At 69.2% G+C, this 16056-nt stretch carries 15 protein-coding genes; 7 read left to right on the forward strand and 8 right to left on the reverse strand.

The window, feature by feature from the left end; genetic code table 11:
• Positions 1–1389 (reverse strand): MFS transporter, encoded by a 1389-nt coding sequence (locus ACFFIO_RS10210; RefSeq protein WP_378041501.1) that lies wholly within the window; start codon positions 1387–1389, stop codon positions 1–3.
• A gap of 226 nt (positions 1390–1615) precedes the next feature.
• Between ACFFIO_RS10210 and ACFFIO_RS10215 the strand changes: the two genes are divergently transcribed.
• Positions 1616–2326 (forward strand): DNA alkylation repair protein, encoded by a 711-nt coding sequence (locus tag ACFFIO_RS10215; RefSeq protein ID WP_378041503.1) that lies wholly within the window; start codon positions 1616–1618, stop codon positions 2324–2326.
• Here the strand turns inward: ACFFIO_RS10215 and ACFFIO_RS10220 are convergent.
• A complete protein-coding gene (locus ACFFIO_RS10220; protein WP_378041592.1) occupies positions 2323–3609 on the reverse strand; it encodes a deoxyguanosinetriphosphate triphosphohydrolase in 1287 nt (428 codons plus the stop codon). The two genes, ACFFIO_RS10215 and ACFFIO_RS10220, sit on opposite strands and share 4 nt — an antisense overlap.
• A 94-nt stretch (positions 3610–3703) precedes the next feature.
• A complete protein-coding gene (gene dusB / locus ACFFIO_RS10225) occupies positions 3704–4912 on the reverse strand; it encodes a tRNA dihydrouridine synthase DusB (RefSeq protein ID WP_378041505.1) in 1209 nt (402 codons plus the stop codon).
• A gap of 112 nt (positions 4913–5024) precedes the next feature.
• On the opposite strand from dusB, the gene ACFFIO_RS10230 reads away from it, so the two are divergent.
• The 3 genes from ACFFIO_RS10230 (at position 5025) to ACFFIO_RS10240 (ending at position 8274) form a co-directional block, all read left to right on the forward strand.
• Positions 5025–6044, forward strand: a complete 1020-nt coding sequence (locus tag ACFFIO_RS10230; RefSeq protein WP_378041507.1) for an LLM class flavin-dependent oxidoreductase — start codon at positions 5025–5027, stop codon at positions 6042–6044.
• Positions 6045–6058: 14 nt separating this feature from the next.
• Complete coding sequence (locus tag ACFFIO_RS10235) at positions 6059–7237, forward strand: hypothetical protein (RefSeq protein WP_378041509.1); 1179 nt, start codon at positions 6059–6061, stop codon at positions 7235–7237.
• Between the two features lie 350 nt (positions 7238–7587).
• A complete protein-coding gene (locus tag ACFFIO_RS10240; protein ID WP_378041510.1) occupies positions 7588–8274 on the forward strand; it encodes a hypothetical protein in 687 nt (228 codons plus the stop codon).
• Between the two features lie 4 nt (positions 8275–8278).
• Here the strand turns inward: ACFFIO_RS10240 and ACFFIO_RS10245 are convergent, their stop codons facing one another.
• The 4 genes from ACFFIO_RS10245 to ACFFIO_RS10260 all read right to left on the reverse strand — a co-directional run bounded on the left by ACFFIO_RS10245 (position 8279) and on the right by ACFFIO_RS10260 (position 12639).
• Positions 8279–8851, reverse strand: coding sequence for a cysteine hydrolase family protein (locus ACFFIO_RS10245; protein ID WP_378041512.1), 573 nt, complete (start codon positions 8849–8851; stop codon positions 8279–8281).
• Positions 8848–10077 carry a YibE/F family protein gene (locus tag ACFFIO_RS10250; RefSeq protein ID WP_378041513.1) on the reverse strand — a complete coding sequence of 410 codons (1230 nt, stop codon included), beginning with the start codon at positions 10075–10077 and terminating at the stop codon, positions 8848–8850. Before ACFFIO_RS10250 ends, ACFFIO_RS10245 begins: the two co-directional genes overlap by 4 nt.
• A 106-nt stretch (positions 10078–10183) precedes the next feature.
• On the reverse strand, positions 10184–11233 hold the full coding sequence (locus tag ACFFIO_RS10255) for a GNAT family N-acetyltransferase (protein WP_378041515.1): 1050 nt from the start codon (positions 11231–11233) through the stop codon (positions 10184–10186).
• A gap of 14 nt (positions 11234–11247) precedes the next feature.
• Positions 11248–12639, reverse strand: a complete 1392-nt coding sequence (locus tag ACFFIO_RS10260) for a glycine--tRNA ligase (protein WP_378041517.1) — start codon at positions 12637–12639, stop codon at positions 11248–11250.
• Between the two features lie 162 nt (positions 12640–12801).
• On the opposite strand from ACFFIO_RS10260, the gene ACFFIO_RS10265 reads away from it, so the two are divergent.
• Entirely contained in the window at positions 12802–13089 is a 288-nt protein-coding gene (locus ACFFIO_RS10265) for an RNA-binding S4 domain-containing protein (RefSeq protein WP_378041518.1), read from the forward strand.
• A 98-nt stretch (positions 13090–13187) separates the two neighbouring features.
• Positions 13188–14606: an AAA family ATPase gene (locus tag ACFFIO_RS10270; protein ID WP_378041519.1), complete on the forward strand. Its 1419-nt coding sequence runs from the start codon at positions 13188–13190 to the stop codon at positions 14604–14606.
• A gap of 16 nt (positions 14607–14622) precedes the next feature.
• Here the strand turns inward: ACFFIO_RS10270 and ACFFIO_RS10275 are convergent, their stop codons facing one another.
• Positions 14623–15360, reverse strand: a complete 738-nt coding sequence (locus ACFFIO_RS10275; protein ID WP_378041521.1) for an alpha/beta hydrolase — start codon at positions 15358–15360, stop codon at positions 14623–14625.
• 47 nt (positions 15361–15407) lie between these two features.
• On the opposite strand from ACFFIO_RS10275, the gene ACFFIO_RS10280 reads away from it, so the two are divergent.
• Positions 15408–15992, forward strand: coding sequence for a TetR/AcrR family transcriptional regulator (locus ACFFIO_RS10280; RefSeq protein WP_378041523.1), 585 nt, complete (start codon positions 15408–15410; stop codon positions 15990–15992).
• Positions 15993–16056: the final 64 nt, after the last annotated feature.

Here is a 16056-nt window from a genome sequence, read left to right on the forward strand (position 1 = left end):
CTAGGCCGAGACCTGCTCCCGGTCGTCGCTGTCCACAGGTGCGGGCTCGCCCTGGCCCCTGCCCTGTCCACGGCGCATGGTGCGCATGCCGCTCACGGCCACACCGCCCAGTGCCCCGGCCACGGCGAAGCCGAAGAATCCCCAGGGGTAGGCGATGCCGGCGGCCACGAGGGTGCCGCCCATGATCGGGCCGGAGATGGCTCCGAGGCGCCCCACCCCGGCGGCCATGCCCAGGGCGGTGCCACGGACCTTCGGCGGGTAGTTGGTCGCGGCGAAGGCGTAGACGAGGTTCTGGGCGGAGAACACGAAGCAGCCGGTGATGAAGATCATCACGTAGATGCCCAGCAGCGGCAGCTTGATGGCCAGGGCGGCCAACAGGATGGCCGAGCCGATGAACCAGAGGATGGCGGCATTGCGCGGGGTGATGGCATCGCCGACCTTGCCGGCGACGATCAGGCCGATCACGGCGCCGGCGTTGAGAACCACGAGGAAGCCGAGGGAGTTTCCCAGGTCGTAGTCGGCCTCGCGCATGATCTGCGGCAACCAGGTGTTCAGGCCGTAGACGAGCAGCAGGCCCATGAAGGAGGCGATCCACATGAAGATGGTGTTGCGGCGGTACGTGGCGGACAGCAGCAGAGAGGCACCCTGCTTCTCGTGGTCGGCCCGCTCCGGGGTGGCGTCCGCGAAGGCGCGCTCGGGCTGCTCCTCGATCTCCACGCCATAGTGGTCGGCCACCCGGCGTGCCTCCTCCATGCGGCCCTGAGAGATCAGGAAGTCGGGGGACTCCGGCAGGTAGCGCCACATCAGCGGCACCAGGACCAGGGCCGGCAGGCCGCCGATGAAGAACATCTCACGCCAGCCGGAGACGGTCTCGCTGGCGGCCCAGATGGCCAGTAGCGCCGTGATCACGGCACCCACGTGGTAACCGGTCATCATCAGGGTGGTGGCGTTGGAGCCCTTCTTGTGGCCGGCGAACTCGGTGACCATGGAGATGCCGGTGGGCAGGCAGCCGCCCAGTCCGAGCCCGGCCAGGAAGCGCAGGATTCCGATGGTGGCGGCGTCCTGGGCGAAGCCGGTGACGAAGGTCAGGATGGAGAAGGCGATCACGGCGCCGATCAGCAGCTTGCGGCGGCCGAACTTGTCCGTCAGCCAGCCCATGCCGAGGGCGCCGATCATCATGCCGACCAGGCCGGCGGTGGCGATCACGGTGCCGGTGCCGTTGTCGATGCCCATGGAGGCATCCGAGGTGAGCATGGGCATGATGGCGCCGAGGACCACGGCGTCGAAGCCGTCGAGCAGGACGGCGAACCAGCACAGGGGCGCGACCCAGTTGCGTCCGCGCAACACGAGTGAGTCGGACCCGGTACGGGCGGGGGTGGACGTGGCCATGGGACCTCCGAGATGAGACGGGCAGGGGTTCGCGGGCGGCCGGATTGAGTCCTGCGCCATGGCGGTCCATGACGGCGCTCACACGATCGCTGAACACTCTACCATTCGTATACGTACTTTTGTCGCGGTGGTCACAGGTCGCCGAGACACGGGACACCTCCCCAGCCGGTCGTAGGCTGGGACTGTCCGTTGATCAGTTCTCAAGACCCGATTCGTCAGGAATGTCATGGCCACCACCGGCGCTCCCGCCATCTCCCCCACCGTCGAGGCGGTGCAGGCTGAACTCGCAGCCCTTGAGGACCCCGCCATGCGCGCGGCGAACGAGAAGCGCGGGGATGGCCACGGGGTGAACCTGACGAAGCTGCGCGCGGTCGCGAAGGCCGTCAAGACCGATCCGGCATCCAAGCAGCAGCTGGCCAGAGACCTCTGGGCCACCGGCGACTCCGCCTCCCGGCTGGTCGCCCTGTTGATCTGCTCGCCGAAGAAGTTCGCCCGGGATGAGCTGGACGAGATGATCCGCCAGGCCCGTGCGCCCAAGGTCCACGACTGGCTGGTGAACTATGTGGTCAGGAAGAGCGCCCATCTCGAGGACCTGCGCCTGGCGTGGACCGAGGATGCGGACCAGCTCGTGGCGAGCGCCGGCTGGGACCTGAACAGCCACCAGGTGTACAAGAAGCCGGAGGTGCTGGACCTGCCCGGCCTGCTGGACACCATCGAGGCGCAGATGAAGGACGCCCCGAAGGACCTGCAATGGGCCATGAACAACACGCTGGCCGCGATCGGGATCGAGAACCCAGACCTGCGCCCCCGGGCCCTGGCCATCGGTGAGCGCCTCGAGGTGCTCAAGGACTATCCCACTCCCCCGAACTGCACCTCACCGTTCGCTCCGATCTGGATCACCGAGATCGTCCGGCGGAACGAGGAACGGGCCAACTAGACCCAGCTGCGGCGGAACTGCTCGCCACGGACCAGGGTGGCGTGCCACTCGATGGCGGTGGAGTCCGTCAGCGAGGCGACCTGGTCGATCACGGCGCGGCGGCGCCCTCGGTCGTCGGCGGCCTCCCGCCAGTCCCCGGCGAACATCGGGTCGAGGTATCTCTCCCCGGTCTCCCAGAACAGCTCCACCAGCTCGGTGAGGATCTCACGCTGGCGCGCGTAGAGCGGCTGGCGGGCGTCGGAGCTCATGACGTAGGCGGCGGCGATGCCCTTCATGGTCGCGATCTCGATGTCGGTGTCCTCGGGGATCACCACGTCCGCGCCGTGGCGGGTGAGGGGCTCGTTGCCGAAGACCTCACGGGTCGCGTCGAACGCCGCATTGGAGAACCGGCCGATGAGCTGGCTCGTCATGTCCTTCAGCGCGGCGCGGGACCGGCGGGTGCCGTCCGCCTCGGTGACCCAGACGTCCGTGGCCTCGAGCCGGTCGAGGGCGGCCTCGACCGCGGCGGGGTCCGTGTCCGGCAGGTACCACTGGCGGGTGCGCTCGATGACGAGGGCCCGGTGCTCCGGGTCGGTGAGCCACTTCAGTTGGAACTGGCCGTTGACGATCCCGTCCTCCACGTCATGCACCGAGTAGGAGATGTCATCCGCCAGGTCCATGACCTGCGCTTCCATAGATTTCACCGTCTTCCGGTTTCCGGAGACCCCACGGCGGAACCACTCGAACACGGGCAGATCGTCCCTGTAGACGCCGAACTTGCGGGTGGGCTCGCCGTCAGACTTCAGCGGCGCCTCGTCCCTGGTCCACGGGTACTTGCAGGAGGCATCGAGGGACGCGCGGGTGAGGTTGAGTCCGGCGGAGCGGCCGTCCTCGAAGAACTTCTTCGTCTCCAGCCGGGCGAGCAGCCGCAGGGTCTGGGCGTTGCCCTCGAACCCGCCGATGTCCTGGCTCAGCGCGTCCAGGGCCTTCTCCCCGTTGTGCCCGAACGGTGGGTGGCCCAGGTCGTGGGACAGGCACGCGGCGTCCACCACGTCCGGGTCGCAGCCCAGCGACCGCCCGAGCTCGCGGCCCACCTGGGCCACCTCCAGAGAGTGGGTCAGCCGGGTGCGGGCGAAATCGTCCTCGTCCGGGGCCACCACCTGGGTCTTGGCCCCCAGCCGGCGCAGGGCCGAGGAGTGCAGGATCCGGGCCCGGTCCCGTTCGAAGTCCGAGCGGTAGGAGCTCTTGGGCGGCTCCGGCAGCCAGCGCTCCCGGTCCTGCGGCGCATACCCGGGCAGCTCCATCGGACGGCCCGCGTAGGGCGGTCGGCCTTCGGCGCCGAAGAGCACCGCCTGATGGTGCCGGACCCGCCGGGAAGGCACCGGGACCGACGCCGGCTCAGCCACCGGAGACGTCCAGCTCGGCTGCCTGGATCAGCGTCTTCTGCTCGGCGTTCAGCTCCCGGGAGTCCAGCCAGCCCTCGGGCAGGTGGGGGCGCTTGGGCGAACCGGCGCGCCCACGCGGCCCCTCGGCGTCGGGCCCGGGGTACGGGGCGTGCGGATCAAGTTCGTCCAGCAGCTCGCGCAAGGTCGCCAGGTCCGGGACCTGGGCGAGCCGTGCCCGCAGCTCACCACCCACCTGGTAGCCCTTGAAGTACCAGGCCACGTGCTTGCGGACGTCCCGCAAGGCCTTGCCCTCGTCCCCGCCGAACGTGTCCACGAGCAGCTCTGCATGGCGATAGAAGGTGTCGGCGACCTTCGCCAGCCCCGGGCGGAAGCGCTCATCCGAACCCTCGAAGGCGTTCTGCAGGTCCCCGAAGAGCCACGGGCGGCCCTGGCAGCCGCGGCCGACGACGACCCCGTCCACCCCGGTCTGCCGCACCATCGCGATGGCGTCCTCGGCGCTCCAGATGTCCCCGTTGCCCAGGACCGGGATGTCCGGCAAAGCCTCACGCAACCGGGCGATCGAGTCCCAGTCAGCTTGTCCTGAGTAGTGCTGTTCCATGGTTCGCCCGTGCAGGGCCACGGCGGCGACGCCCAGGGACCGGGCGGTGCGGCCGGCGTCGAGGTAGGTCAGGTGGTCCTCGTCAATGCCGCGGCGCATCTTCACGGTGACCGGGATGTCCTTCTTGGAGGCCTCCCGCACGGCAGCGCCGATGATGGAGGCGAAGAGCTCCGACTTCCAGGGCAGGGCGGAGCCGCCGCCGCGCTTGGTGACCTTGGGGACGGGGCAACCGAAGTTCAGGTCGATGTGGTCGGCACGGTCCTCCTCCACGAGCATGCGCACCGCCTGGCCGGTGGTGACCGGGTCCACGGAGTAGAGCTGGACGGAGCGCGGGGTCTCATCGGGATCATGGTGGATGATCCGCAGCGACTCTGCCCGGCGCTCCACCAACGCCCGGGCGGTCACCATCTCGGAGACGTACAGTCCGCCGCCGTATTCACGGCAGAGCCGGCGGAAGGCGTTGTTGGTGATGCCGGCCATGGGGGCCAGCACCACGGGGGTCTCGACGGTCAGCGGGCCCAGCTGCAGGGCGGGCAGGTTCAAGCGCTCTGGAGTCCGGGCCGCGGGTTCGGTGCGCTGGGAAGCGTCGGTCACGGCAGTCATTTCACTCATTATCCCAGAACGGGCCGGCTTCCGCTGGCTCCGTCCACCGGTGGAGGCCAACGCCACAGGCCAACGCTGGAAGAACCCCGGTCACCGTGATGTTCTTGCAGTCATGAAGAAGATCGGATTCCTGAATTTCGGGCACTGGAGCTCCGTGCCCGGATCACGCACGCCGGACGCCGGCGCCACCCTCGGCCAGACCATCGAGATGGCGGTGGCCGCTGAGGAATCTGGTCTGGACGGAGCCTGGATCCGGTCCCACCACTTCCAGAACATGCTCTCCGCACCGTTCCCGCTGCTGGCGGCCATGGGAGCGGCCACGAAGACCATCGATCTGGGCACCGGCGTGATCGACCTACGGTACGAGAACCCCTTGTACATGGCCGAGGAGGCGGCGACGGCGGACCTCATCTCCGGCGGCCGGCTCCAGCTGGGCATCTCCCGCGGCTCCCCCGAGGCCGCCCGGGACGGGCAGCACCAGTTCGGTTATGACCTTCAACCGGGCCAGTCCTGGTCCGAGCTGGCCCAGGCCCGGGGCGAGCGCTTCCGGGACGCCATCTCGGGCGGGCTCGTGGCGCACGCCGATCCGGATTCCGGCTGGGCCCAGCCCGGCCAGGAGAAGCTGACCATCCAGCCCCAGTCCCCCGGACTGGTGAACCGCATCTGGTGGGGGTCCGGCAACACCGTCTCCGGTGTCCGGGCGGGAGAGCAGGGCTACAACCTGCTCTCCTCCACGCTGCTGCTGCAGGACGACGGCCGGCCCTTCCACGTCCAGCAGGCCGACCAGATCGCCCAGTACCGGCAGGCCTATGCCACTTCCGGTCACACGACCGGCGGAATGACGGCGGTGACCCGTTCGGTGTTCCCGATCGTCTCCGCCCAGGACGACATGTACTTCGGCGGACGCCGCGAGCGCTCGGACTCCCACGGCCACCTCGAGGGCGGCAAGGCCCGCGGCGGCCCGACGTACTCCGGCACCTTCGACGAGGTGGTGGACCTGCTGCTCGCCGACGAGGCCGTCCAGGCGGCCGACTACGTGCTGATGGCCAACCCGAACCAGCTGGGCGTGGACTACAACGCGCACCTGTTCACGCAGTGGGCCGAGGTGGCGAGGGCACTGGGCTGGAAGTGAAGTAACTTTTAAGCATGGATCTCTGGGTCGTCTTGCTCCTCATGCTGGCCGTCGTGGTCGGGCTCGGCGGGTGGGCCGGAGTGGCCGCCATCCAGCGCCGCATGCTGACGGTGCGGCAGGACCGGTGGCGTGCCCTGGAGAGCCGCTTCAACCAGGTGACCCTGGACGCCGACCGCTACGAGCGCAGCCCGGACGACGCGCTGGCGGCCCCCGGCTGGCTGGATCGATCCAGCCCCGTGGTCCGAGGGTTCTCCGGGACGCTCAAGCGCGCCCAGAGGGACCGGGCCGAGCTGAAGCGATCGGTCTCCCGTGCGCCGGGCCGCGCCGGACGGGAGCTCGGCAGCGGGAGCCGGGATCCGGCCTCGGGCCTGGATCCCACCGAGCAGGACCTGCAGGAGTTCGAACTGCTCGTCGAACGCCTGGAGGACGCCTACCGGGACACCGACCGCGCCGTGCGGTCCGTGGGCTGGACCCGCCCCGGAACGCTGCAGGTCCCCCACCCCCAGTTCCTCCTGGACCCCCGGTGGGGACGGTCCGCCGTGCTCCCCCGCCTGGGCTCGCTCGAGCAGGCCAGCGCCGCACGGTCGGTGAAGGAATTCCTTGATGCCGCCTACCCCCTCCGCCGGGACACGGCCCTCAAGGCCTTGCGAGAACGGAGCACAGGAGCCGGCCACGCCCACCGTGCCCAGAAGGCTCTCGACCAGCTGATCCAGACCCGCCGGTACACCGCCGACCGCCACGGCTTCCTGTGGCCCGGCTCCACGGTGGTCGAGCACTGGGGCGTCTACCGCACCTTCGGCCGCGACGCGGACGTCAGCATCCAGGACATCCCCCCGGTGGAGGTCGCCAACGCCCTGTGGGCCCTGTTGCCCGCGGACCGGGGAATGCCGGACGAGGAACTGCTCGAACTGGCCCAGCAGCACCTGGCCCTGACCGCCGGCTTCACGTCCGGTCTCACCCAGAGCCTCAACGACGGCATCGCCCGCGGGCTGAAGAGTCTGCCCGCGGGTGTGCAGCGCACCATCAACGGCGCCGTCCCCCACGGCGTCTTCCTGCCGACCTCCGCCCCGAAGATCCGGCAGTTGCTGAGCGAGGGCCTGCACGAGGGGCTCGTGACCGGCCGGCTGCAGCGGCAGCCCGACGGGCTCGTCCGGCGGCTGCGGAGCGGCTGGCCCAGCACCTACCGGCGGTAGCCCTTCGGAGTGGGTACCGTGGCGCAGGTATGGCTACCCACTGATAGGTGAACCTCATGTCCGTCCGAGTAACGACCCACCGTCCATGGCGAGGTCGCCTCACACTCCCACTGGCTTCAGTTGCCACGGTTGGATTGGCCCTGACTGGCTGCGGAACCTCAGAGCCGGACACGTCGGCGTCGGCCACCAGCCCCACCTCGGCCTCTGCCTCTGCCTCTGCCTCTGCCTCTGCCTCCAATTCGACGTCCGCTTCGACCTCCGCTTCGACCTCCTCGTCGGCTGCCGACTCCGGAACGACCTCCGGCCGGCCCCGCGATGACGGCAGTGCGGCCGCCGCTGACCTGCCGGCCGTGCCCCTGGAGCGCAGCGGCTACGAGGGCGATCCGCGTCCCACTGACGAGGTCTATCACCTGGCCTGCCTGGAGGCGCTCGCCGGTGACGAGCAGGTCCCGGACACGGAGGGAACCGGCCAGGATGAGGACGGTGAGCTGTCCGTCACCCCCTGGTCCACACAGTCGGGCCAGGCCCTGACCGAGGGTTGGGCCTACTGCCCGACGGAGACCGGCGGCGGAATGGCCATCCCGTCCTCGTTCGAGGTGACGCCCGACGCAGCGAATGAGGAGGGCGGGGCCCTCAACGGCCTGACGATCGCCGATTCGACGGGCCAGCAGGTCGGAGGCTTCCGCGCTGACGTCTCCGGCGGTGCCCCGGAGGGCGCCGAGGTGGTCGAGGTCCTCGACGTCACTGAACAGCCGGACTACACGGGTGCGCTCGCGGAGACCGTCTACCTGCGTTCCCTCGTGGTGGAAGCCGGTTCCGGCACCCAGTTGATGGTGGACCTGGTCTCGGTGCCGGAGGGCACCGACCCGGAGACCCTCGAGGCGTGGGACCTGGCCATCCACGACGGCGACCAGCGCGTGGTGGTCTATGGGACGACCCCGTTGGCCTCCGCCAACGGTGCCGAGGAGGCCGCGGACTCCACGTTGCACGAGGTCCTGCGCGAGATGGTCGGCTCCTATCAGCCGGCCGTCCAGTGATGCCTCAGACGCGCTGAACCGTGAGCAACCGCTCCAGGTCCGGACGGTTGAGGATCTGCTGGCGCAAGGTGTCGCAGAGTCCTTCCAGCAGGGGCCATCCGACCTCCGCTGTGGACGAGGCGATGGCCTGGCGGGCGTAGACCACGCGGAAGTCGTGGGCGAAGGCATCACGTCCGGTCGCCGCGATGCACGATTCGGCCGTCACCCCGGCCAGGATGACGGTCCGGGCGCCGACGGTCCGCAGCCGCTGGGCCAGGGAGGTTCCGTGGAAGGCGCTGTCCCGGATCTTCTCCAGGTGCGTGGCCGGTTCCAGGTCCAGTCCGTCCAGCAGCCGGACTTGAGGCGTGCCGGGGAAGTTGAAGCCCTGGTCGTCCTCGAGCATCTTCAGCGTCCAGGTCGACTTGTCCCGCGCGTGCACGGTGCTGACCACGAAGAGGGGGGTGCCGGCCTGGTGGGCGAGTCCCGCCAGTCGGTTCGACTCCGCGACCATCAGTTCACGGTTGTCCCGTGAGGAGGGGTCCTCGAAGAACCCCTCCTGCAGGTCGATGAAGACCACGGCGGTCGATAGCTCAGTCATGCATCCACCTTAGAGGCGGGAGCCTGGGAGACCGGCGCCGCGACGGATTTCGCCACCGCCACCGCGATGCCCGTGGTGATCGGGATCGCCAGCACCAGCCCGATCGAGCCGACGAGGATCCGCACGATCTCCTCCACGAGCTCGCCTGACATCAGGGTGTCCCAGAGGCTGCGGTCGTAGAGGGAGACCACCATCAGCACAGGCAGGGCCGCTCCGGCGTAGGCGAAGGCGATCGTGTACACGGTGGAGGCAATGTGGTCCCGGCCGATGCGCATCCCGGAGGCGAACAGCTCCCGCTTGGACACCGCGGGGTTCGCGGCCTGAAGCTCCCAGATGGCGGAGGCCTGGGTGATCGTGACGTCGTTGAGCACCCCGAGCCCGGCCACGAGCAGCCCGCACAGCACGATCCCGGACAGCCGCGCCTCGGGGGCCACGGTGGCCAGCACATAGGAGTACTCGTCCCCGAGGCCGGTGAGATACGCCGCATCCGTCCCCCACAACGCCAGCACGGCGGTGAGGGCCAGGCCGATCAGGGTCCCCAGCAACGCGGTGGTGGTCCGCAGCGAGAACCCGTGCGCGAAGTACAGCACCACGAGCATGATCAGGCAGCAGCCGACCAGCCCGATCCACAGCGGTGGACCGCCCTCCAGCAGTGCCGGGAACATGAAGCCGAACAGCACCGTGAAGGCCAGGCCGAGACCCACGATGGCCCGCAACCCCCGCCAACGGGCCACGGCCACCACCACCAGGGCGTACAGCAGGGCCAGGACCACCACAGGGACGGTCCGTTCGAAGTCCACGAACACATAGTCCGATTCCCCGCCGGCGCCGGTGTCCCCGCCCGGCAGCGCGCTGAGGTCCAGAGCCTTGAGCCGGTCCCCCACCTCCACGTCCATGGAGGCACTGATCGACGTCGGGATGGGCACCACCGCGCTGTCGGTGCCGCCACCGTCCGGATCCACCACGGCATCCACGCACGCCACCTGCGCGGCCGAGGGGTCCCCGGCCATCCCGCCGGTCGGGGTCTCCAGGGTCCCGGCCTCCGGGCCACAGTCCCGGGGCTGAAGTCCGGTGACGGTGCCCGTGACCATGGTGATGCCCTGCGAGGTGCCGTAGGGGTCGGCCAGGGAGAGTTCCTGGTGGGAACCGGAGGGCCAGAGGGCGATCATGGCCGCGATCAGCACCACGGTCAGCGGACCGAGGATCGCTGCGAGGGCGATGACCACCCGCCTGCGGCCTGACCCACCCGTCCCGGTCAGTGCCTCGTCGGCACCGGGCCCCGCCGGCAGGCCGTGCCCGTGGCCGTGTTCGTGGCCTGGCCCAGGGCCGTGCTCAGGAGGCATCGGGCACGTCGGTGGCCCAGATCCGCGTGTCCAGCAGCACCCGGGCGTGGCCGGTGGTGACCAGCTGGTCGAGGATCGGGGTGAGGATGTCCATGGAGTCGTCCACCTCGAGCTGGACCGGGTATTGCGTGGTCAGCAGGGCCAGGAGCGAGGCGACCGCGGCCTGGGCGTCCGCCCGGGCCAGTTCAGGGTTCCAGCCCAGCAGCACGTCGGTGGGATCCTCGGTGCGTTCCGGCGTGTAGGAGATGGTGAAGGCGTCGATCCCGCCACCCCGGGCTTTGGGCTGGGAGCGCAGCACGACCGCTCCGGAGGCCCCGGTGGAGGGGCCGAGCAGCAGCTGCTGGGCCTGGCCGATGCTCAGATCGGACGGGTCCCAGTCATGCGTGGCCGCGTAGAACGCCGCCACCGCCTGCGTCAGCTCCACCGAACCCGTCGCCAGGTCCTCCACGGCCAGCCCGGTGCCGTCCAGTTCCGGCGCCTTGATGACCCCGGGCCCGACGGCGATGCGCCGGGAGCGCTGCAGCGGCGCGAATCCCTTCCCCGCCAGGAAGGACGCGGCCGGGTGGTCGGTCGGGTGGTGCGCCGCGGCGCCGGCCCCGGCCGCATCCGCATCCGGCGCGGTCTCCGGCAGCGCGTCCGCGGCCACGGCGAAACGGGTCTTGAGCTCCGTGGTCACCAACGTCCCCTCGGCCCGGGCGGCCTCAGCCTCGGCGCGCAGTGCGGTCAGCAGTGCGGTGGCGAGGCCGCGGCCCCGCAACTCGCGAGCCGTCTCGGCGTAGAACCAGAGGCGCTGCGGATGCACGGAGGAGACATACACGACCGCGGCGGCGACCGGGATGCCCTCGTCCTCCGCCACCAGGCACCGGGCCCAGGGCTCGTCCGGCCGGGTACTCGAGGGGCGCAGCATGGCCCGGTCCTGGTGGTGCTGGGCGTCGGTGGGGTCTCCCCACAACTCCAGGAGCCGCAGGTCGTCTCCCTCGGCCCACGGCCGCAGGGAGACACCCGCTGGGAGCTGGGGGCCGGCGTCAGGAACCGTCATCTGTACCCCTCCCCTTACTTGGACAGCCGCTCGAACAGCCAGCCGCGCACCTGGTCCAGGGCCACGCGCTCCTGGGACATGGAGTCGCGTTCACGGATGGTGACGGCCTGGTCCTCGAGGGAGTCGAAGTCCACGGTGATGCAGAACGGGGTGCCGATCTCGTCCTGGCGGCGGTAGCGGCGGCCGATGGCGCCGGCGTCGTCATAGTCGATGTTCCACACGCCCCGGAGCTCGTCCGCCAGGCGCTTGGCCGTGGGCACGAGCTCCTCCTTGCGGGAGAGCGGCAGGACGGCGGCCTTGACCGGGGCCAGCCGAGGATCGAGGCCGAGCACGGTCCGCACATCGGTTCCGCCCTTGGTGTTGGGCGCCTCCTCCTCGCGGTAGGCGTCCACCAGGAAGGCCATCATCGACCGCGTGAGGCCGAAGCTGGGCTCGATCACGTACGGGGTGTAGCGCTCCCCGGAGGTCTGGTCGAAGTACTGCATCTTCGTTCCGGAGCCTGAAGTGTGGGAGTTCAGATCGAAGTCCGTGCGGTTGGCGATGCCCATGAGCTCGCCCCACTCGGATCCGGCGAAGCCGAACTTGTACTCCAGGTCGATCGTGGCATCGGAGTAGTGGGCGCGCTCGCCGTCCGGGACGTCGAAGCGGCGCATGTTGTCCGGGTTGATGCCCAGATCGATGAACCAGTTCCAGCAGGCCTCCACCCAGGTGTTGAAGTGCTCCGTAGCGGCTTCGGGGTGGGTGAAGTACTCGATCTCCATCTGCTCGAACTCGCGGGTGCGGAAGATGAAGTTGCCCGGGGTGATCTCGTTGCGGAAGGCCTTGCCGATCTGGCCGATGCCGAACGGGGGCTTGCGCCGGGCGGCGTTGACCACGTTGAGGAAGTTCACGAAGATGCCCTGGGCTGTCTCGGGGCGCAGGTAGTGCAGGCCCTCCTCGTTGTCCACGGGGCCCAGGAACGTCTTCATCAGCCCGGAGAACATCTGCGGCTCGGTCCAGGATCCGCGGGTGCCGCAGTCGGGGCAGGCGATCTCGTCCATGCCGCCGATCCCGCCCGTGGGGGCACGGCCCTTCTTGGCCACGAAACCCTCGATGAGGTGGTCCTGGCGGTGGCGCTTGTGGCAGGAGGTGCACTCGACCAGGGGGTCGGTGAAGGTGGCCACGTGACCGGAGGCGTTCCACACGGCTGAGGGCAGGATGATGGCGGAGTCGAGGCCGACCATGTCCTCACGGCCGCGCACGAAGGTGTTCCACCACTGCGTCTTGATGTTGTCCTTGAGCTCCACACCCAGGGGCCCGTAGTCCCACGCCGAGCGGGAGCCGCCGTAGATCTCTCCGGCCTGGAACACGAAGCCGCGTCGCTTCGCGAGGGAGATGACCTGGTCGAGGGTGGTCTTGGGGGCCATGGGGGCATCACATCCGTGTCTGTTACTTCGGCCGCTGGCTGCGGTCAGCGCACTGGAGCCGGCGCGCGTGGCACGCCGGCATTCGTCGGTTACCGGCCCAGTCTAGGTCCCCCGCGGGCCGCGGCTGGTGCACCGGCACGGATCTCGGGCCACAATGGAGGTATGTCCGAACACCCGAGCCCCGATGCCCCTCACCGTCACCGCCACGCCCCCGAGGCCCCGTCCGCACATCCGGCACCGCTGGAGATCCGCGACGGGATGATCAGGCTGGGACAGGCCCTGAAGCTGGCCAACCTGGTCGAGGACGGGGCGGACGCACGCGCGGTGATCGAGGCCGGCCTGGTCCAGGTCAACGGGGATCCGGAGACCCGCCGCGGCCGCCAGCTGCACCCAGGGGACGTGTTCGAGTTCTCCGGCGAGGCCGTGAAGGTGGTCCCGTCCGGAAGCTGAGCGTTCCTGGGGTGGCGCACCGCCGTTTCAGCCAGCACGTACCCTCGGATCCACCGGCTCCCAGACGGACGGGCCCTCCAAGAGAAACGCGAGCCACCATGGAGTTGACCGACGACGACCGCGCCATCATGCGCCACGTGAGCCGCTACTTGGAGCATGCGAATGTGGCCGCCCAACAGTCGCTGCAGTCCCGGCCCTCGCCCATCGGGCAGCTGCTCAGTGAACACCTGGGCACGGATGCACAGCAACTTCCCGTGGTGGTGCATTCGTTTCCCGGCCACCGCCTGGTGGACGCGGACGTCGCCCTCGAGCAGCTGTCCTCGTCCGTCGACAGCCGAATGTTGGGCATCAGCGGTGGCGAGCAGAAGCTGCACCACGGCCTGTCCGAACTGATCGCCAACCCGTATATGCCGTTCGGCACCGGCCCCGTGGACTACAGCTCGCTGGCGACCGGGCCGGCCAGTACCCGTCAGGTCGTCTCCTACGGCGTGCGCCTGTTGCACCATGATGGCGAGCCGATCGCACTGCTGCAACGGTCTGCCTCCCCGCAGCACGGCCGGCCGGAGGCCCAGGTCGAGGTGATTGCCGGCTCCCCGCGCACCGTTGACTCGTTCCTTGCCGCGTTGAGGACCCTCATGGTGGAGCGGAGCGTGTTGCGCGGCCAGGTCTTGTCCTTCAACGCGTCCGAGTACGGCCAGGCTGCCGGTGCCACCTTCCTGCCACGGCCGTCGATCCCCGCCGATGAGGTGGTGCTGGCCGAAGGCATCCTGGATGCCATGACCCGGCACGTAGTGGGCATCGGACAGCAACGCGAGCACCTACTGGCAGCCAACCAGCACCTCAAGCGCGGGGTGCTGCTCTACGGGCCACCGGGCACGGGCAAGACCCACAGCGTGCGCCACCTGCTGTCGATCACTCCGGACGTGACAGCCATCGTGCTGACCGGGTCCAGCATTGCCTTGATCACGGAGGCCGCCGAGCTGGCCCGGGTCATGCAACCGGCGATCGTGGTCCTGGAAGACGTGGACCTGATCGCCATGGAACGCGGTTCCTCCCCGCAACCGCTGCTCTTCGAGGTTCTGGATGCCCTGGACGGACTCGACGGTGACGCGGATGTGGCCTTCATCATGACCACCAACCGAGTCCACGTCCTGGAACGCGCCCTGGCCGAGCGGCCGGGCCGCGTGGACCTGGCCGTGGAGATTCCCCTGCCGGAACTGGATGAACGGCGCCGACTGCTGAGTCTGTATGCCGGTGACCTGCCCGTCTCCGCCGACGCTGTGGACCGGACGGCACAACGGTCCGAGGGCACGACCGGTTCGTTCGCCAAGGAGCTCGTGCGTCGCGCGGTTCTGGGAGCCGCCCTGGACGGTGCCCGCACCGCCTCGGACGAACACCTCGACAAGGCCCTGGACGAGTTGCTCTCTTCCCGCGAGGCGCTCACGCGCCGGTTGCTCGGCGAGACAGCGGCGAATGAGGACCTGACGAACCTTGATGGCCAGGGACCGCGGGACTAATCGTTCTCGCGGAGTCTCATCTCACGGTGGAGTCCAGGAACTCGCCCACGTGGCGCAGTTCCTGCGGGCCGATGCCGTGTCCGATGCCGGCGTAGAGCACCTTGGTCATGTTCACGTGGTCGTTCATCCAGGCGTGCGTGTACTCGATCTTGTCCGGGGTGATGACCGGGTCGGCCTGATCCCGGCCCCAGAACACCGGGGGCTTGGCCGCCTTGACGGCCGCGTCATCGAAGAACCCGGCCAGGGGGCCGGCACCGGACACCTCCGAGGGCACGACGCCGGCCCCCGGTGTTGCGGATTCTGCACCGGGCACCATGGTCGGGTCGATCGCGAAGCCGGAGAGCCCGACGACGCAGGCATAAGCCTCCGGTTCCCGGCGCAGCAGCGAGGTGGCCATCGCCATGCCCATGGAGAATCCCAGCAGGGAGGTGCTCGCGAAGTCCGGGCGCTGCGCGGCCACCCACTCCTGGAGGTCCTCGATGGCGGCCCGTACCGCCAGGGGTGAGGACTGCAGGGAGTTGGTCAGCAGAAACCACGTGTAGCCGCCGTGGTCCATGACCAGCGGAGCGCGGACGGAAGCGATGGTGAACTTGGCGGGCAGCTCCGGGACGATCCCGAACAGGTCGTTCTCATCCGCGCCGTAGCCGTGCAGCACCACCAGCAGATGGGTTCCCTCGCGCTCGGCCTCGGGGCGGGACCAGCGGACGAACGGTTCGGCAGGGCCGGAGGCGGGCCGGGTGGCGAAATCAGTCATAGTCACAGGGTAAGTGCAGAATGGAGGGTGGCCATCCAGGAGGAAACATGAACCAGCGGGACCGGGACAAGGCGGATACGCGCCAGCGGATCGTGGACGCCGCCCTCCGGCTGTTCGCCGACCGCGGATACGACCGGACGTCGATGGGCCAGATCGCAAAGGCTGCGGAGACGAGCCGGGCCAACCTCTATCTGCATTTCAGCGGCAAACCGCACATCGTCCAGGAACGGATGACCCAGATCGAGCCCGAGGTGGTGGCCCTCTTCGACCGGCTCGACGCGATGCAGGACTTCTCCCTGGAGAACCTCACGGCCTGGCTGGAAGACGATCGGAGCACCTATAGGGACCATCCGGCCGAGTTCGAGGCCATTTCCCAGGCCATGTCCGCCGACGACGAGGTCCTCGACGAGTGGATCCGCCTACACGAACGGATCGTCGCCCGGCAACAGTGGCTGACGCGGCTCTTCCCTGACGAGGAGGAGCGCCTCGACCGAGCGGCACACATGACCACCCTGATGTTCAGCACCGAGCGGAACTTCGACGTCCTGTACCTGCGCAGACGCCCTTATCTGGACGAGGGCCGCATCCTGCGCTCACTCGCCCGCCAGTGGTACCACCTGTTCCACAGCTGAACCGAGTGCGGGGCGGACACTGCCGATGATCCGTGTCCGCCCCTCCCCGCCCCGCCCCGCCCTT

Source organism: Citricoccus parietis, from assembly GCF_042433045.1.
Lineage (GTDB): Bacteria > Actinomycetota > Actinomycetes > Actinomycetales > Micrococcaceae > Citricoccus > Citricoccus parietis.